The sequence below is a fragment of the Allokutzneria multivorans genome, assembly GCF_039537405.1.
Classification (GTDB): domain Bacteria; phylum Actinomycetota; class Actinomycetes; order Mycobacteriales; family Pseudonocardiaceae; genus Allokutzneria; species Allokutzneria multivorans.
The window spans coordinates 279,373-296,813 of record NZ_BAABAL010000006.1; the positions used below are offsets into that span (position 1 = coordinate 279,373).

The 17,441-nt window shown below is 70.2% G+C and carries 17 protein-coding genes; all 17 read right to left on the bottom strand.

Going from position 1 to position 17,441, the window contains the following annotated elements; genetic code table 11:
* Window positions 1-11: 11 nt before the first annotated feature.
* The 17 genes from nuoK to ABD798_RS11165 all read right to left on the bottom strand — a co-directional run bounded on the left by nuoK (window position 12) and on the right by ABD798_RS11165 (window position 17,424).
* Window positions 12-311, bottom strand: coding sequence for an NADH-quinone oxidoreductase subunit NuoK (gene nuoK / locus ABD798_RS11085; RefSeq protein WP_086826397.1), 300 nt, complete (start codon window positions 309-311; stop codon window positions 12-14).
* Window positions 308-1,141 (bottom strand): NADH-quinone oxidoreductase subunit J, encoded by an 834-nt coding sequence (locus ABD798_RS11090; RefSeq protein ID WP_344873456.1) that lies wholly within the window; start codon window positions 1,139-1,141, stop codon window positions 308-310. Before ABD798_RS11090 ends, nuoK begins: the two co-directional genes overlap by 4 nt.
* The gene (gene nuoI / locus ABD798_RS11095; RefSeq protein ID WP_344873458.1) at window positions 1,138-1,686 is read right to left on the bottom strand and encodes an NADH-quinone oxidoreductase subunit NuoI; all 549 of its coding nucleotides are present in this window, start codon (window positions 1,684-1,686) and stop codon (window positions 1,138-1,140) included. The genes ABD798_RS11090 and nuoI overlap by 4 nt, the downstream gene beginning before the upstream one ends.
* Window positions 1,673-3,049 (bottom strand): NADH-quinone oxidoreductase subunit NuoH, encoded by a 1,377-nt coding sequence (nuoH, locus tag ABD798_RS11100; RefSeq protein ID WP_344873460.1) that lies wholly within the window; start codon window positions 3,047-3,049, stop codon window positions 1,673-1,675. Before nuoH ends, nuoI begins: the two co-directional genes overlap by 14 nt.
* Window positions 3,046-5,511 carry an NADH-quinone oxidoreductase subunit G gene (locus ABD798_RS11105; RefSeq protein ID WP_344873462.1) on the bottom strand — a complete coding sequence of 822 codons (2,466 nt, stop codon included), beginning with the start codon at window positions 5,509-5,511 and terminating at the stop codon, window positions 3,046-3,048. Before ABD798_RS11105 ends, nuoH begins: the two co-directional genes overlap by 4 nt.
* The gene (gene nuoF / locus ABD798_RS11110; RefSeq protein WP_344873464.1) at window positions 5,508-6,806 is read right to left on the bottom strand and encodes an NADH-quinone oxidoreductase subunit NuoF; all 1,299 of its coding nucleotides are present in this window, start codon (window positions 6,804-6,806) and stop codon (window positions 5,508-5,510) included. The genes ABD798_RS11105 and nuoF overlap by 4 nt, the downstream gene beginning before the upstream one ends.
* 7 nt (window positions 6,807-6,813) lie before the next feature.
* Window positions 6,814-7,569, bottom strand: a complete 756-nt coding sequence (nuoE, locus tag ABD798_RS11115; protein ID WP_344873466.1) for an NADH-quinone oxidoreductase subunit NuoE — start codon at window positions 7,567-7,569, stop codon at window positions 6,814-6,816.
* A complete protein-coding gene (locus ABD798_RS11120; RefSeq protein ID WP_344873468.1) occupies window positions 7,566-8,903 on the bottom strand; it encodes an NADH-quinone oxidoreductase subunit D in 1,338 nt (445 codons plus the stop codon). Before ABD798_RS11120 ends, nuoE begins: the two co-directional genes overlap by 4 nt.
* Window positions 8,900-9,652 carry an NADH-quinone oxidoreductase subunit C gene (locus ABD798_RS11125; protein WP_344873470.1) on the bottom strand — a complete coding sequence of 251 codons (753 nt, stop codon included), beginning with the start codon at window positions 9,650-9,652 and terminating at the stop codon, window positions 8,900-8,902. The genes ABD798_RS11120 and ABD798_RS11125 overlap by 4 nt, the downstream gene beginning before the upstream one ends.
* 5 nt (window positions 9,653-9,657) lie before the next feature.
* Window positions 9,658-10,209 (bottom strand): NuoB/complex I 20 kDa subunit family protein, encoded by a 552-nt coding sequence (locus ABD798_RS11130; RefSeq protein ID WP_086826380.1) that lies wholly within the window; start codon window positions 10,207-10,209, stop codon window positions 9,658-9,660.
* A 3-nt stretch (window positions 10,210-10,212) separates the two neighbouring features.
* Window positions 10,213-10,578 (bottom strand): NADH-quinone oxidoreductase subunit A, encoded by a 366-nt coding sequence (locus tag ABD798_RS11135; RefSeq protein WP_086826378.1) that lies wholly within the window; start codon window positions 10,576-10,578, stop codon window positions 10,213-10,215.
* Window positions 10,579-10,801: 223 nt separating this feature from the next.
* The gene (locus ABD798_RS11140) at window positions 10,802-11,512 is read right to left on the bottom strand and encodes an ESX secretion-associated protein EspG (RefSeq protein WP_344873473.1); all 711 of its coding nucleotides are present in this window, start codon (window positions 11,510-11,512) and stop codon (window positions 10,802-10,804) included.
* Window positions 11,513-11,715: 203 nt separating this feature from the next.
* Window positions 11,716-12,498 carry an ESX secretion-associated protein EspG gene (locus ABD798_RS11145; RefSeq protein WP_344873475.1) on the bottom strand — a complete coding sequence of 261 codons (783 nt, stop codon included), beginning with the start codon at window positions 12,496-12,498 and terminating at the stop codon, window positions 11,716-11,718.
* Window positions 12,499-12,747: 249 nt separating this feature from the next.
* The gene (locus ABD798_RS11150; protein WP_086826371.1) at window positions 12,748-14,043 is read right to left on the bottom strand and encodes a geranylgeranyl reductase family protein; all 1,296 of its coding nucleotides are present in this window, start codon (window positions 14,041-14,043) and stop codon (window positions 12,748-12,750) included.
* 98 nt (window positions 14,044-14,141) lie between these two features.
* Window positions 14,142-14,834: a demethylmenaquinone methyltransferase gene (locus tag ABD798_RS11155; protein WP_344873477.1), complete on the bottom strand. Its 693-nt coding sequence runs from the start codon at window positions 14,832-14,834 to the stop codon at window positions 14,142-14,144.
* Between the two features lie 17 nt (window positions 14,835-14,851).
* Window positions 14,852-15,958 carry a glycosyltransferase gene (locus tag ABD798_RS11160; protein WP_344873479.1) on the bottom strand — a complete coding sequence of 369 codons (1,107 nt, stop codon included), beginning with the start codon at window positions 15,956-15,958 and terminating at the stop codon, window positions 14,852-14,854.
* 335 nt (window positions 15,959-16,293) lie between these two features.
* Window positions 16,294-17,424 (bottom strand): glycosyltransferase family 4 protein, encoded by a 1,131-nt coding sequence (locus ABD798_RS11165; RefSeq protein ID WP_344873481.1) that lies wholly within the window; start codon window positions 17,422-17,424, stop codon window positions 16,294-16,296.
* Between the last annotated feature and the right edge of the window lie 17 nt (window positions 17,425-17,441).

Genomic DNA, 17,441 nt, shown 5'->3' on the forward strand with positions numbered 1-17,441 from the left:
CCTCTGGCCCCTCAGTACTTCAGCAGGTTCGCGTCGTCGACCGAGGCCGAGCGGCGCGTCCGGAAGATGGACATGATGATCGCGAGCCCGACGACGACCTCGGCGGCCGCGACGACCATCACGAAGAACGCCATCACCTGGCCGTCCAGCCCGCCGTTGATCCTGGCGAAGGTGACCAGCGTCAGGTTCACCGCGTTGAGCATCAGCTCCACGCACATGAACACGACGATGGCGTTGCGCCGGACCAGCACGCCGACCGCGCCGATGGTGAACAGCAGCGCCGAGAGCAGCAGGTAGTGGGTGGGACTCACCTGTCCCCCTCCTTACCGGTGAGTGCGTGCGCGTCGGGGCCGGGCTTGGTGCCCGCGACCTCGGCGACGTCGGCCTCCAGCGTCTTGCGGGAGGTGGCCTCGATCAGCTCGGAGACCGACTCCGGGGCGACCGAGCCGTCGGGCAGCAGCGCGGGCGTCGCGACCGAGTTGGCGGTGGCGAAGACACCGGGGCCGGGCAGCGGCGACGGGCGGTCGTGCTCGCCGCGCAGGCGCATCTCGACCATCTCGCGCTGGGTCTTGCGCTCGGTGTGCTTGCGGTCGACGAAGGCCAGCACCATCGCGCCGAGCGCTGCGGTGATCAGCAGCGCCGAGGTCAGCTCGAACGGGAACACGTAGTCGGTGAAGACCGCGCGCCCGATGTTGCCGACGTTGCCGCCGTTGGTGGTGTTCGCCTCGGCGAGGCCGCGGGCGGGCACGTCGGTGAGCGCCCGCGCCAGCGCGGTGACCATCAGGACACCGAAGCCGATGCCGAACAGCGCGGCGGCGAAGCGCTGACCGCGCAGCACCTCGACCACCGAGTCCGACGCGTCCCTGCCGACCATCATCAGCACGAACAGGAACAGCATCATGATCGCGCCGGTGTAGACGATGATCTGCACGAACCCGAGGAACGGGGCCTGCTGGACCATGTACATGACACCGAGGCCGAGCATGGTCAGCACCAGCCACAGCGCCGAGTGCACGGCGTTGCGGGAGAACAGCATGCCGAGCGCACCGGCGAGGGCGAGCGGGCCGAGGACCCAGAACGCCACGGCCTCGCCGGTGGTGACCTCGGCGCCCGCCTGGGCGAGCAGAAGCGCGGTGTTCACGCCTTGGCCCCCTCGCCGCCGTCGGCGGCCGGCTGCTGGCGGGCCAGTGCCGGGCCGTTGACGTAGTAGTCGGTCTCGTTGTCACCGAGGCGCATCGGGTGCGGCGGCTGCTCCATGCCGGGCAGCAGCGGCGCGAGCAGCTGCTCCTTGGTGTAGATCAGGTTCTGCCTGCTGTCGTCGGCCAGCTCGTACTCGTTGGTCATGGTGAGCGAGCGGGTCGGGCAGGCCTCGATGCACAGGCCGCAGCCGATGCACCGGAGGTAGTTGATCTGGTAGTCGAGGCCGAAGCGCTCACCGGGCGAGTAGCGCTCGTCCTCGGTGTTGTCGCCGCCCTCGACGAAGATCGCGTCGGCGGGGCAGGCCCACGCGCACAGCTCGCAGCCGACGCACTTCTCCAGCCCGTCCGGGTGCCGGTTGAGCTGGTGCCGACCGTGGTAGCGAGGCGCGGTGACCTTCTTGACCTCGGGGTACTCCTCGGTGACGACCTTCTTGAACATGGTTCCGAAGGTCACGCCGAAGCCCTTGACGGGATCAAAGAACCCCATCGTTGGCCTCCTTGTCCTTACCCTTGGCCGACTCGGAGTCGCTGCCCGCGGGGGTCGCGTCGGGAACGTTCGGGGAGTGCTGCTTGCCGGTGATCTCGCCGCTGGAGCCCGCTCCGACCTTGGCCTCCACGGGGACGGCGGCCTTGCGCTTGGGCGGCTTCGGCACGCTCAGGTCCAACGGCGGAACCGGGAACCCGCTGTGCGCCATGGGGATCTGCGGTCCCTCCTCGACCTGCCGGTCGGGGATGAGGAACGCCACGATCAGCAGCACCACCAGCACGCCGCCGCCGATCATCAGCACCTGCTGCGGGGTGACGCCCTGGTTGCGGATGGTCTTGATGGTGGCCACCGCGACGATCCAGACCAGGCTCGCCGGGACCAGGAACTTCCAGCCCAGCTTCATGAACTGGTCGTAGCGGTAGCGGGGCAGCGTGCCGCGCAGCCAGATGAAGCCGAACAGGAAGGTCAGCGTCTTCAGCAGGAACCAGACCAGGCCCAGCCAGCCGTCGTCGATCCACGGCACCAGCGTCGCCAGCCCGAAGGGCGCGTGCCAGCCGCCGAGGAACAACGTCGTGGCCAGCGCCGAGACGGTGACCATGTTGATGTACTCGGCGAGGAAGAACAGCGCGAACTTCAGCGAGGAGTACTCGGTGTGGAAGCCACCGACCAGCTCGGACTCGGCCTCGGGGAGGTCGAAGGGCGCGCGGTTGGTCTCACCGACCATGGAGATCACGTAGATCACGAAGCTGACCGGGAGCAGCAGGGCGAACCAGCCGTTGGTGTGCTGCGCGTCCACGATGCCCGCGGTGGACATCGTGCCGGAGTACATGATCACCGCGACGATGGACAGGCCCATCGCGATCTCGTAGGAGATCACCTGGGCCGCCGAGCGCAGCGAGCCCAGCAGCGGGTACGGCGAACCGGAGGCCCAGCCACCGAGCACGATGCCGTAGACGCCGAGCGAGGAGCAGGCCAGCACGACCAGCACGCCGACCGGCAGGTCGACCAGCTGGAGCGCGGTCTGGTGGCCGAAGAAGCTGACCTCGCCGGCCAGCGGGATCACCGAGAACGCCAGGAAGGCGGGAACGCAGGAGATCACCGGGGCCAGGAAGAACACCCACTTGTCGGCCAGCACGGGCCGGATGTCTTCCTTGAAGGCCAGCTTGAGGCCGTCCGCGAGGGACTGGAGCCAGCCGCCGGGGCCGACCCGGTTCGGACCGGGGCGCTGCTGCATCCGGCCGACGGCCTTGCGCTCCCAGTTGATCATGAACAGGGTCAGGACGACGAGCAGCGCGAAGATGCCGACGACCTTGATGATGGTGATCCAGAACGGGTCGTTGGCAAGGAGTTCTGGAGTGCTCACGCGTTCCCTCCGTCAGCAACCGTCACGGTCACGACAGCGCCGTGGCCCGCGCCGAGGGTGCGGCGCACGGTGGAGGTCCCGGAGTTGCCGGGCAGCCACACCACGCCGTCGGGCAGGTCGGCGACCGCGAGCGGCAGCGTGATCGCGCCGCGCTCGGTGCGCACCGTGACCTCCGTGCCGTCGGTGGCGCCGAGCTTGGCGGCGGTCTCCGGCGAGAGCCGCGCGACCGCGGGACGCGCGGTACCGGCCAGGTTCGGCTCGCCGTCCTGACCGCGACCGTTGTCCAGCATGCGGGTCCAGCTCGCCAGCACGGCCTGTCCGGCGTCGGCCTTGGCGGCACCGGCGCTGGCCACGCTGGGCGCGGCGGGACGGGCACCGGTGTACTCGCCGAGCCGGGCCAGATCGCCCGCGGCGGCGGCCGGGGTCTGCGTGAACAGGTCCGCGTCCATCTCCATGGCGAGGCTGTCCAGGATCCGGCAGTCCGGGATCACGTTCGGCACCGACAGACCCGGCTCGAAGGACCGGCGACGGCCCTCCCAGTTCAGGTAGCTGCCGCCGCGCTCGACGGCCGCGGCCACCGGCAGCACCACGTCGGCGCGGGCGGTCACGGCGGACTCGCGCAGTTCGAGCGAGACCAGGAAGCCGACCCGGTCCAGCACCTTCTCCGCGAGCGCGGGGTCGGGCAGGTCCTCGGGGTCGACACCGCCGACGACCAGCGCCGTCAGGTCACCGGTCAGGGCGGCGTCGAGGATGCCGTCCAGATCGCGACCGGGCGCGGCGGGCAGCGCACCGGACTCCATGCCCCAGGCCAGCTCGACCTCGGCGCGGGCGGCGGCGTCGGTCACCGGGCGACCGCCCGGCAGCAGCGTCGGCAGCGCGCCGACCTCGACCGAACCCCGCTCACCGGCGCGGCGCGGGACCCACGCGAGCTTGGCGCCCGTGGTCTCGGCGAGCCGGGTGACGGCGGAGAACAGGCCGGGGACCTCGGCGGCGCGGACGCCGACCAGGATCACCGCGTTGCCCGAGCCGAGCGCCTCGCGGACGTCGGCACCGTCGTTGTGCGTGCCGAGCGCGTCGACCGCGGCGGCCTCGGCACCGGGGGTGCAGGCGAGCAGCTGACCGAAGCTCTTGCGCACGCTGGAGGTCGTGTACTGACCCAGGTGGAAGACCTTGGTCTTGTTGTTCCTGGCGGCCTTGCGCAGGCGCAGGAACAGGATTCCGGCTTCCTCCTCGGGCTCCAGCGCCACGCACAGCACGGCTGGCGCGGACTCGATGCCCTTGTAGGTCACGCCGTTCTCCGGCGTGGTGCCCACGACGCGGGCCGCGAGGAAGTCCAGCTCCTCGGCGGAGTGCGGGCGCGAGCGGAAGTCGATGTCGTTGGTGCGCAAGGCGACGCGGGCGAACTTCGAGTACGCGTAGGCGTCCTCGACGGTCAGCCTGCCGCCCGGCAGCACACCGACGCCGCCGTTCTCGCGGGCCTTGGCCAGGCCCTCGCCCGCGATGCGCAGCGCGTCGGTCCAGGAGGCCGGCTTCAGCTCACCGGTCTCCGCGTCGCGCACGAGCGGGGTGGTGAGGCGGTCCGGCTGCGTCGCGTAGGTGAAGGCGAAGCGGCCCTTGTCGCACAACCACTCCTCGTTCACCTCCGGGTCCTCACCGGCGAGGCGGCGCTGCACCTTGCCGCGGCGGGTGTCCACGCGGGTCGCGCAGCCGCCGGCGCAGTGCTCGCACACACCCGGCTTGGAGACCAGGTCGAACGGGCGCGAGCGGAAGCGGTACGCGGCGCTGGTGAGCGCGCCGACCGGGCAGATCTGGATGGTGTTGCCGGAGAAGTAGCTCTGGAACGGCTTGTCGTCGGCGACACCGATCTGCTGCATCGCGCCGCGCTCGAGCAGGTCGATGAACGGGTCACCGGCGATCTGCTCGGAGAAGCGGGTGCAGCGCTGGCAGAGCACGCAGCGCTCGCGGTCCAGCAGGACCTGGGTGGAGATCGCGACCGGCTTGGCGAAGGTCCGCTTCTTCTCCTCGAAGCGGGACTCCGCGCGACCGTGCTTGAGCGCCTGGTTCTGCAGGGGGCACTCGCCGCCCTTGTCGCAGATCGGGCAGTCCAGCGGGTGGTTGATCAGCAGCAGCTCCATCACGCCCTGCTGCGCCTTGTCGGCGACCGGCGAGGTGAGCTGCGTCTTGACCACCATGCCATCGGCGACGGTCATCGTGCAGGAGGCCTGCGGCTTCGGCATGGGCCTGCCGCCCATCTCCACCTCGACCAGGCACTGGCGACAGGCACCGGCCGGTTCGAGGAGGGGGTGGTCGCAGAACCGCGGGATCACGGTGCCCAGGCGCTCGGCGGTGCGGATGAGCAGTTCGCCCTTGGGCGCCACCACATCCACGCCGTCGATGGTCAGGCGCACGTGGCCTTCCGGCACAGGTGGCTGGTCCTGGTTCTTCTCAGGAGCCACGGTCATGAGCTTGCTCCCGCCAGCTCGGGCTGCGCCGCCGCGTTCTGCTGGCACAGCTCAAGGAACTCGTGCTTGAAGTACTTGATGGCACTGGTGATCGGGCTCGTCGCACCGTCGCCGAGCGCGCAGAAGGACCGGCCGAGGATGTTGTCGCAGATGTCGAGCAACGTCTCGATGTCCGAGGGCGAACCCTCACCGCGCACCATGCGCTGCAGGATCTGCGTCAGCCAGAACGTGCCCTCGCGGCAGGGGGTGCACTTGCCGCAGGACTCGTGCTTGTAGAACTCGGTCCACTTCATGACCGCCCACGGCACGGACACGGTCTCGTTGAAGATCTGCAGTGCCGTGGTGCCCAGCATCGAGCCCGCCTGCGCGCAGCCCTCGAAGTCCAGCGGGACGTCGAGGTGCTCGGCGGTGAACATCGGCGTGGAGGAACCACCCGGCGTCCAGAACTTCAGCGGGATGCCGTCCTTCATGCCGCCCGCCATGTCGAGCAGCTCGCGCAGCGTGATGCCCATCGGGGCCTCGTACTGGCCGGGCTTCTCCACGTGGCCGGAGAGCGAGAAGATCTTCGGGCCCGGGGACTTCTCCCGCCCCATCGCGCGGAACCAGTCGGAACCGCCGTTGACGATGTAGGGAACCGAGGCGATGGTCTCGACGTTGTTCACCACGGTGGGCGAGGCGTAGAGACCCGCGGTCGCGGGGAAGGGGGGCTTCAACCGGGGCTGGCCGCGACGCCCTTCGAGGGAGTCCAGCAGCGCGGTCTCCTCGCCGCAGATGTACGCGCCCGCACCGGCGTGGATGACCAGGTCGAGGTCGAAGCCCGTGCCGAGGATGTTCTTGCCGAGGTACCCGGCGGCGTAGGCCTCCTGGACCGCGGCGTTGAGGCGGCGGATGCAGTGCAGGACCTCACCGCGCACGTAGATCGCGCAGAAGTTCGCGCGGATCGCGTACGAGGTGATGATGCAGCCCTCGATCAGCGAGTGCGGGTCCGCCATCATCAGCGGGATGTCCTTGCAGGTGCCCGGCTCGCCCTCGTCGGCGTTGATCACCAGGTAGTGCGGCTTGCCGTCGCCCTGCGGGATGAAGCTCCACTTGAGGCCGGTCGGGAAGCCCGCGCCGCCGCGCCCGCGCAGGCCGGAGGCCTTCACGAGCTCGATCAGCTGGTCCGGGTGCGCCTTCAGAGCCTTCGGCAGGGCGGTGTAGCCCTCCAGCTGCTCGTAGGTGTGCCGGGTCCAGGAGTTCGGCGACAGCCAGCGCTTGGTCAGAACCGGTGTCAGGACGTGGTTGTCGTCAGTCATCGCGCCCTCACTTCTTTTCCGGCAGCGCGGGCAGCGGCGCGTCGTCGGGCATGGACGGCGCGGTCCAGCCGCGCTCCTGGGCGAGCTTGGCGCCGCGCACGGTCTCGATGGACGCGGACGGTCCGGCGTTGTCCGCCGGGTCGCGGCCGTCGAAGAACCCGGCCAGCTGGAGTTCGGCCTGCTTGAAGTCGGTCAGCGCCGCGCCACGGGTGGGCGCGGGCTTCTCGCCGTTGCGCAGCTTCTCGACCAGCTCGGAGGCGGACTCCGGGGTCTGGTTGTCGAAGAACTCGTAGTTGACCTGGAGCACCGGGCCGAGGTCGCACGCCGCCAGGCACTCGGCGTGCTCCAGCGTGATCGAGCCGGGGGTGCCGGGCTCGCCCGCGGTCTCCTCGTGGCCGAGCGGCTTGCCGTCGGTGCCGAGCTGCTCGCGCAGCTTGGCGTAGATGGCGTCCCCGCCCAGCGCGGCGCAGAGGGTGTTGGTGCAGACGCTCACCAGGTGCTCACCGCACGGGCGGCGCTTGTACATGGTGTAGAACGTCGCGACCGCGCTGACCTCGGCGGTGGTCAGCTCCAGCTGGGCCGCGCAGAACGCGATGCCCGCCTGGCTGACGTGGCCCTCCACCGACTGCACGAGGTGCAGCATGGGCAGCAGCGCCGACCGCGAGACGGGGTAGCGCGCGATGATCTGCTGCGCCCTCTCGACGATGTCGTCGCCGAAGATGCTGATGTCCACAGTGGACTGCTCAGGCTGAGTAGTTGTCATCGGTCCACACCACCCATCACCGGGTCGATCGAGGCAACGGCGGCGATGACGTCGGCGACCTGGCCGCCTTCGCTCATCGCGGGCATCGACTGGAGGTTCACGAAGCTGGGTTCGCGCACGTGCACGCGCATCGGCCTGGTGCCGCCGTCGGAGACGAGGTGGTAGCCCAGCTCGCCGCGCGGGGACTCGATCGGCACGTAGACCTGGCCCGCAGGCACGTCGAAGCCCTCGGTCACCAGCTTGAAGTGGTGAATCAGCGACTCCATCGACTGACCCATGATCTTGCGGACGTGCTCCAGCGAGTTGCCCATGCCGTCGGCGCCGATGGTCAGCTGCGCGGGCCAGGCGATCTTGGCGTCCTCCACCATGACCGGGCCCGGCTCCAGCTTGCCGAGGCACTGCTCGACGATCTTGAGCGACTCGTGGATCTCGGCGAGGCGGACCTTGTACCGCGCGAAGCAGTCGCCCGCGGTCTCGACCGGGACCTCGAAGTCGTACTCCTCGTAGCCGCAGTACGGCTCGACCTTGCGCAGGTCCCACGGCAGACCCGCGGAGCGCAGGATCGGGCCGGTGAGGCCGAGCTGGAGGCAGCCGTCCAGCGGCAGGTAGCCGACGCCGGAGAGGCGGTTCTTCCAGATCGGCTGGCCGGTGAGCAGCTTGTCGTACTGGGGAAGGCGCGAGTCCATGACCTTGATGAAGTCGCGGATCTTCTGCTCGTAGCCCTCGGGCAGGTCCTGCGAGAGGCCGCCGGGCCGGATGAACGCGTGGTTCATCCGCAGACCGGTCAGGAACTCCAGCAGGTGCAGGACCTCCTCGCGCTCGCGGAAACCGGCGGTCATACCGGTCAGCGCGCCCAGCTCCATACCGCCGGTTGCCAGGCAGACCAGGTGCGAGCTGATGCGGTTGAGCTCCATCAGCAGCACGCGGATCACCTGGGCGCGGCGCGGGGCCTCGACGCCCAGCAGCTTCTCGACCGCCATGCAGTACGCGGCCTCGTTGTGCAGCGGCGCCAGGTAGTCCATGCGCGTCACGAAGGTGACGCCCTGGGTCCAGGTGCGGTACTCGGCGTTCTTCTCGATGCCGGTGTGCAGGTAGCCGATGACCGCGCGGCCCTGGGTGACGATCTCACCCTCGAGCTCCAGCACGAGGCGGAGCACGCCGTGCGTCGACGGGTGCTGCGGCCCCATGTTGATGACCACGCGCTCGTCGTGCGTCGCGTCGGCGAGGACGTCGTCCCAGTCACCACCGCTGACGGTGTAGACCCGGCCCTCGGTGGTCTCGCGGGAGTCCGCGTAGGCGTCGGTGCCGGCAGTGTTCTCAGTACCGGTGCTCATGAGTAGGACCTCCGCTGGTCCGGCGGAGGGATCTCCGCGCCCTTGTACTCGACCGGGATGCCGCCGAGCGGGTAATCCTTGCGCTGCGGGTGCCCGTCCCAGTCGTCCGGCATGAGGATGCGGGTCAGCGCGGGGTGGCCGTCGTAGACGATGCCGTACATGTCCCACGCCTCCCGCTCCTGCCAGTCGGCGGTCGGGTAGACGCCGACGACGCTCGGGACGTGCGCGTCGTCGATGTCGACCGCGACCTCCAGGCGGATGCGGCGCCGGTAGGTCATCGAGGTCAGGTGGTAGACCGAGTGCAGCCGCTGCGGCACGTCCACGCCGTAGTCGACGCCCGACACCGAGCTGCACAGCTCGAAGCGCAGGGCGGCGTCGTCGCGGAGCAGGGTGCACAGCGCGACCAGGTCCTCGCGGCGCACGTAGAACGTGATCTCGCCGCGGTCCACGGTCACCTGCTGCACGGCCTCGGCCGGAACGCCGCGCTCGGCCATGGCGGCGGCCAGCTCGTCGGCGAACTCGTCGAACCAGCCGCCGTAGGGGCGCTCGGCGGGGGCGGGCACGTGGGCGGGCAGCCGCAGGCCGCCGAAGCCGGAGGTGTCGCCGGAGCCGCTGATGCCGAACATGCCCTTGCGGGCGCGACCGGCGACGACCCCGCCGCGGTCTTCGTGCTCGCCGAACACGGCGGGCTGAGCGGCAGCCACGTCGGCGTCGTAGCCGCCGACCGGCTTGTCGTCCGCGCTACTCATCTCGCTCACTTCTTCTTCGCGTAGCGGACCGAGGACGGGATCAGCTCGGTGCGGTGGCCCGACTCGGCCAGCAGCGCGGCCCGCTTGGGCCCGAGCGGCTCGTCCATGATCTTGGCGTGGATCTTGAGGATCGCGTCGATCAGCATCTCCGGGCGCGGCGGGCAGCCCGGGAGGTACATGTCGACGGGGACCACGTGGTCGACGCCCTGCACGACGGCGTAGTTGTTGAACATGCCGCCGGAGGAGGCGCAGACGCCCATCGCGAGCACCCAGCGGGGCTCGGGCATCTGGTCGTAGATCTGGCGCAGCACCGGCGCCATCTTGTTGCTGACCCGCCCGGCGACGATCATCAGGTCCGCCTGCCTCGGCGAGGCGCGGAAGACCTCCATGCCGAAGCGCGCCAGGTCGTAGCGGGGCGCGCCGGTGGTCATCATCTCGATCGCGCAGCACGCCAGGCCGAAGGTGGCGGGCCACAGCGAGGACTTGCGGGTCCAGTTGACCAGCTTCTCGACGCTGGCCAGCAGGACGCCGTTGGGGAGCTTCTCTTCAAGACCCATTGCTCAGCTCCAGTCCAGGCCGCCGCGGCGCCACACGTATGCGTAGGCGAACCCGACGGTCGCGATGAACAGGGCGATCTCCACCAGGCCGAACATGCCCAGGGCGTCCGCGGAGACCGCGAACGGGTAGAGGAACACCATTTCGATGTCGAACAGAATGAACAACATCGCCGTCAGGTAGTACGCGACGGGCATTCGACCGCCGCCGACGACCGGCTGGGGCGAGGGCTCGATCCCGCACTCGTAGGCGTCCAGCTTGGCCCGGTTGTAGCGGCGGGGACCGATGTACGGCGCCGCCGTGACCGAGAAGACCGCGAAGCCCGCGGCCAGGACGAACATGAGTACGAGGGGGATGTAAGGCTGGAGCACTCTCTCCGCCGTCCTTTCCTCATCCGCGCTCGTCAACAGCCCTGTCGGGCCGCTGCCAGGGGGCAGCCTAAGGGTGTCTCTGAACCGCTTCTGTAGTTAGGCGCACCTAACCTGCAACGCGCTTGTGAACTGCTTCACAAGAGCCTCGCGCAGGAGTGTAAGACGTCACATCCAGGCCTGCTGGACGGGGGCGGGAGCGCTGCGCCGAGCGGCCGAGGGCACGCTAGGCGAACAGGGCGCGGAGCTGGCAGAGCAACGCGGCGGGCGCGGCCGGGGTGAGTGCGAGCTGACCGTCGGCCGTGGTGATCGAGTACCGCCCGGCAGGCGTGTCGAGCCAGGTCACGGGCACTTCGGAGACGCGGGTGCCGGTGCGGTCCGGGGTGCGGGAGACCGTCGTGGCCCTGCCGAAGGCGGTCGCGGTGGAGTACACCGCGAAGAACTCCGCGTTGCCCACGGCGTCTTCGGCCACGGCGGTGTCGTCCGCGGCGTTCCTCGGGCCGGGCACGAGCGCGGCGGCGCGGGGCGGGATCGCGGCCATGGCGCTCTCAGCGGCGTGCGCGGGATCGATCCAGCACAGTTCCACGGACTCGCCGCGCAGGACCGCTCGCAGCCCCTCAGCGCCGCGCGTGAAGCAGCCGACGCGGGTCTGGCCCGGCTCGTCGGCGTAGACCACGGCCAGTTCGTCGTCGAAGTCGGAGATCACCCTCAGGGCCGAGGCCAGCTCGGTGCCGACCCGGTCGGCGCCGCAGCCGGAACCGCCGAGGCCGTGCTCGCCGAGCCAGTCCGAGGTGAGGCCCCGTTCTTCACCCGCGTGACCGAGCACCACCAGCGGGAACGGCATCGCGCCGAGCCCGAGCAGGTTCCAGCACGTCTCGTAGACCTGGGCGGGGATCGGCGGCAGGCTCACACGGCGACGGACTGCGGAGATGGACACGATGGGCACCCCAGCCTCTGGCTCGGACTCCCGGTGGCTCGGCTCGTGGCGCACCACCGGACACGGGAACACGGGAATCGTTCCCGTTACGACTCACCGTGGGGAATGCAACCGTGGGCGGGCGCACCGCACAAGCACCGAGAACCGATCGGGCGAATCCGCCCGCCGCTACTCAGGTAAGTGCCGCAATTAGTGCTCAGCGGCTAGGAGAAAGGGCCGCTGAGCAGGCCGGAGAGGTGCTGGGAAACGGTTCCCGAACAAGCGGCGGCCAGCGACATCCACCCGCCCGAGTGCGTGATGGAGTACCGGCCCTCCGGCGTGTCCAGCCAGGTCACGGGCGACTGGGCGACGAGTTTGCAGCTGCGCGGGTTCGACGGGCGCAATGCGCTGGCCTGACCGACAGCGGTTGCGGAGGCATAAATGTCCAGGAAGCGTTCCGTGTCCGCGCGACCGGTGTCGGCGATCACGCCGAAACGCTCCCAGTGCCGTCCGGCGCGGGCGAGGTCGTCGGTGGCGACGCGCACGGGCGATGCCGTTCCGGGGCCGTACTCCGGGACCACCGCGAGCGCGCTGGAGGCCAGCAGCTCGTTCTCGATCCACTCCAGTTCGACGGTGTCGGCGCGCAGCACCGCGCGCAGCGAGCGACCGCCGCGCGCGAACCCGCCGATGCGTGTCTGCACGTCGTGCTCGGTGTAGACGACGGCCAGCTCCATGTCGAAGTCGGCGATCGTGCGCAGCGCCTCGGTCAGCTCGGGGCCGATCCGGTGCTCGTCACCGAGGCCGTGCTCGCGCAGCCAGTGCGCCGCGCGCGCCTCGACGGCGCCGTGGTCGTCCGGGTCGGTCGAGGTGCGCAGCACCACGAGCGGGAACGGCATCACACCCAGTCCGAGCCGCGCCCAGCACACCTCGTAGACCGGTGCGGGGATCGCGGGCAGCGCGGTCCTGACCGGCGACGTCCAAGAAGTGCTCGTCGTGGCACTCAGCACAGTGACCTTCTCCAGGCTCGGCTTGCGGCGCGTGGGAATTAACTACCACGGCAATCGCCGAGCACCCTCATATCGTTTCAGGACCTGATTCGCGCGAATGAACCCCGGTTACGCGGCGACAACGCCACGACCAGGGAAAATCCGCGCGCGATACATTCTTCACGGCACAACGGCGTGCGGATGCCTGAACCCCGGACATCCTGGTTTAAGGAAGACTTGAGACAAGCCGCCAAAAAACCAAAAGTGGTCTCAGGCGCTCGGTGCCAGCCGAACAGCGGTCGCCACGAGCTTGTCGAGCGCGTCGCCGTCCTTGGGGTCGTAAAGACCCGCGAGCAGCTTGAGCACGAGCTTCATCAGCCCGTCCATCGGCAGGCCGTACTTGGTGGCCGTCTTCATGACGTGTGGGTTGCCGATGAGCTTGCTGAAGATGTTGCCGAGCCGGTAGTAGCCGCCCAGCGCCTGCTTGATGGCGACCGGGTAGCGGCCGAGCGCCCGCTCGCGGCTGGGGCCCTCGGCACGGGCGAGGGCGTGCACGACGCACTCGGCCGCGATGCGCGCGGACTCCATGGCGTAGGCGATGCCCTCGCCGTTGAACGGGTTGACCATGCCGCCCGCGTCGCCGACCAGCAGCAGGCCGTTGCGGTAGTGCGGGGTGCGGTTGAAGCCCATCGGCAGCGCGGCGCCGCCGACCTTGCCGAGCGCGTTGGCGTCGCGGAAGCCCCACTCCTCCGGCGTTCCGTCCAGCCAGGACTTCAGCAGCGCCCGGTAGTCGGTCTTGCCGTAGGCCTTGGACGTGGACAGGATGCCCAGCCCGACGTTCACGGTGCCGTCGCCCATGCCGAAGATCCAGCCGTAGCCGGGGAGCAGCTTGGGCTCGGCGGGGTTGCTGCGGTCCCACAGCTCCAGGTGCGACTCCAGGTAGTCGTCCTTGGTGCGCGGGCTCTCGTAGTAGCGGCGCACGGCGACGCCCATCGGGCGGTCCTCGCGCTTGTCGAGGCCGACCGACAGCGCGAGCCGGGCGGAGACGCCGTCGCAGGCCACGATCAGCGGCGCGCGGTAGCTCACCGGCTTCTTGTCCGGACCCGTCACGGCCTTCACGCCGATGACGCGGCCGGTGCGCTCGTCGGTGATGGCCGACTGCACGGTGGTCTGCTCCAGCAGCCGCGCGCCCGCGTGCTGGGCGGTGCGGGCGAGCATCTCGTCGAAGTCCTGGCGGGGGCGCACCACGCCGTAGGGCGGGAAGGTGGCCAGGTCCGGCCAGTCCAGCTCGATGGTCCGGCCGCCGCCGACCACGCGCAGGCCGCGGTTGTGCAGCCAGCCCGCCTTCTCGGTGGTGTCGATGCCCAGGTCGATGAGCTGCTTGACGCCGCGCGGGGTGAGCCCGTCGCCGCAGACCTTCTCCCTGGGGAAGGAGCTCTTCTCCAGCAGCAGGACGTCCAGTCCGGCCCGCGCCAGGTAGGTGGCCGCGGTGGACCCGGCAGGGCCTGCGCCGACCACGATGACCTCGGCGTCCTCGCCCGGACGACGACGGCTTGACGTGATCATGGGACTCCTTGTGAAAGCGTTCACGAACCAGGTCCGAGTCTAGGCGAACAGAGCGCGGGCCACGGTGTGCTCCGCGAAACGCGGCTCGCGGAGGCGCGTCAGGGTTTGACAGCGCGGTGCAGCGCGACCACCCCGAGGTTCAGCGGTCGCCACGCCACCTCCGACCACCCGGCGCGGGAGATGATCTCCGCGAGTTCCCGCTGGCCAGGCCAGGCGCCCATGGACTCGGCGAGGTAGCGGTAGGCCTCGGGGTTGGACGAGACGGGACGGGCCAGCAGCGGCAGCACCGGCAGCCCGAGTCGCCGGTAAAGGAACCGGAACGGGCGAAACTGGGGTTGAGAGACCTCACAGATCACCATGCGCCCGCCGCTGCGCACGACCCTGGCCATCTCGCGCAGCGAGGCCTCGGTGTCGACGAAGTTGCGCAGCCCGAAGGTGACCGTGACCACGTCGAAGGAGTTGTCGGCGAAGGGCAGCCGCATCGCGTCGGCGGCGACCATCGGCACGTCCCGCCCGATCTCCTTGCCGCGCTCCAGCATCCCGAGCGAGAAGTCCGCGGCCACGCACCACGCGCCGGAGCCGGTGTACTCGACGGTGGAGATCGCCGTGCCCGCGGCCAGGTCGAGCACCCGCTCCCCCGGCTTGAGGTCCAGCGCCCGCGCCGTCTTGCCCCGCCAGCGCCGGTCGAACCCGACTGTCATCACGGAGTTCGCGCGGTCGTAGCCATGGGCCACGCCGTCGAACATCTCGGCGACCTCGCGTGGCTTCTTGTCCAAACCGGCCCTGACCATGCGAGGAGCCTAGAGCCTCAGCGGAGCGCGTCGAGCATGCCGTCGACCGCCGCCGCCCACGGGAAGCACTCCGCGCGGGCCCTCGCGGCGGCGCGGCGCTCCGGCTCGGGCAGGGCCAGCACCGAGGCGACCGCGTCGGCGAACGCGGCCGGGGTGTCGTCGGCGGCCACCGCCCCGCTGCCCGGCCGCACGATCTCCGGCAGCGCGGAGGAAGCCGAGACCACGACCGGCGTGCCGGACGCGAGGGCTTCGAGCGCTGCGAGGCCGAACGTCTCATGTGGACCCGGCGCGAGCGAGATGTCCGCCGTGGCAAGCAGATCGGCCACCTCCTCGCGCGAGTCCACGAAGCCGAGGAAGGTCACCGGCAGCCCGTCGGCCAGCTCCTCCAGCGCTCGTTTGCGCGGCCCGTCACCCGCGATCACCAGGCGCACGTTGTGTCCGCGCCGGTGCAGCTCCCGGACGGTCTCCACGCTGCGGTCGACGTGCTTCTCCGGCGACAACCGTCCACAGTGGACAAGCAGCGAGTCCGCGTCGCCGAGCAGCCGCGCGTGCAACGAGTCGTCGTAGTTGCCCGGGTCGAAGGTGTCCAGGTCCACCCCGAGCGGCACCTGGCGCAGGTTGGCCGCGCCGATGCGGTCGAACTCCTGCCTGGCGAAAGCCGTGGTGCACACCACGTTCGCGAAACTCCGCGCCATCCAGCCGTTCGCGACGTCCGCCGCCCAGCGCGCGGCTCGGGGCGGCAGCAGGAACTGCTCCAGGATGCGGTCCAGGCGCTCGTGCGAGATCACCACGCTCGACACCGCGTTGCGGCTCGCCCAGCGCCCCAGTCCGCGCAGCGTCGCCCTGTCCGACACCTCGATCGCGTCCGGCTTGAGGCGGTCCAGCCACGCCCGCACCCGGAACGGGTCCAGCACCCGGTAGCCGCCCATGCCCGGAACCGTCGGCCCGAACAGCGTGATGCGCCGAACCCCGCCCGGCAGATCCTCGACGGAGTGCTCCGGCCCCGGAACGATCAGCACCACCTGGTGCCCCCGCTCCACGTAGCCCGGCCCCAGGTGGTTCAACGCCGTGCGCAGCCCGCCGGAACGGGGCCCGTAGAAGTTCGCCAGCTGGACGATCCGCATGCCCCCGAGCCTCCCACCACCGCACACCCCACCCCCGCACCCCCTCCCCCGCCCGCTGACCCCGCCGCTCAGCCCAACGCCCAAGCCCCGAACGACCCCTTCAGTGCGCTCAACGCACCAAACGACCCGTTCAGGGCTCCTGGTGCACCAAACGACCCGTTCAGCGCGCTCAACGCACCAAACGGGTCGTTCAGGGCTTCCCAACGCGCGCCAATGACTCGTTCATGTGGTTGAGCGTGCTGAATGAGTCATTGAGGGAGTTGAGGTACCTGAATGAGTCATTGGGGGCGCTCAAGTACCTCAATGAGTCATTCAGCTACTAAGCGGGCCGGGGGTCAGGCGGCGGTGGTGGTGGACTGGGGGATGTTGGCGATCTCGACGTAGTGGTCGAGGAGCTGGTCGCAGATGACGGGCCAGGTGCGGGCGAGGACAGAGCGGCGCGCGGCCTCGGCGAAGCGGGCGCGGGTGCCGGGGTCGGCCAGGGCGGTGACGCCCTCGCGCAGGCCCTGCTCGAACTCGGCGGCGTCCCACGCGGGCAGCAGGTAGCCGGTGCGCCCGGGCTGGACGAGGTCGCGGGGGCCACCGGCGTCGGGGGCGAGCACGGGGACGCCGGAGGCGAGCGCCTCCTGGACGGTCTGGCAGAAGGTCTCGAACGGGCCGGTGTGCACGAAGAGGTCGAGGCTGGCGTAGGCGGTGGCCAGCTCCTCGCCCTCGCGCATGCCGAGGAAGGCCGCGCGGGGCATGGACTTGCGCATCGCGTCGAGCTCGGGGCCGTCGCCGACGACGACGAGCTGCACGCCGGGCATGTCGTGCGCGGCCTGGAGGCGGTCAACGCACTTCTCCAGCGCGAGCCTGCCGACGTAGCCGACGAGCAGTTCGCCGTTGGGGGCAAGCCGGGCGCGCAGCGCGTCGTCGCGGCGGGACGGGTGGAAGCGGTTCACGTCGACGCCGCGCGCCCAGTGGTGCACGCGCGGGATGCCGTGCTCGCCGAGCGCGTTGACGGCCCAACTGGACGGAGCCAGCGTGCGGTCGGCCATGCCGTGCAGCCAGCGGGTCCAGCGCCACGCGGCGCGCTCAGCGAGGCCGAGGCCGTAGGTCCCGGCGAAGCCGGCCACGTCGGTCTGGTAGATCGCGATCGTGGGCAGGCCGAGCTTGCGGGCGGCGACCATGCCGCGCATGCCCACGATGAACGGCGAGGCCAGGTGCACCACGTCGGGGTTGAACTCGCGCAGCGCGCGGACGACCTTGCGGCTGGGCACGCCGATCGGCTGGGCCTTCAGCACCGGCAGCTGCACCTCGGGCAGGCGCACGACCGGGAAGCCCGCGTACTCGTCGGGGCCGTTGCCCGCGGCGATCACCATCGCCTCGTGACCGTTGCGGCGGAGGTGCTCCAGCACCCGCAGCACGGAGTTGGTGACTCCGTTGACGTGCGGGAGGAAGCTCTCGGTCACGATCGCTACGCGCACGGGTCTCACAGTGCCCA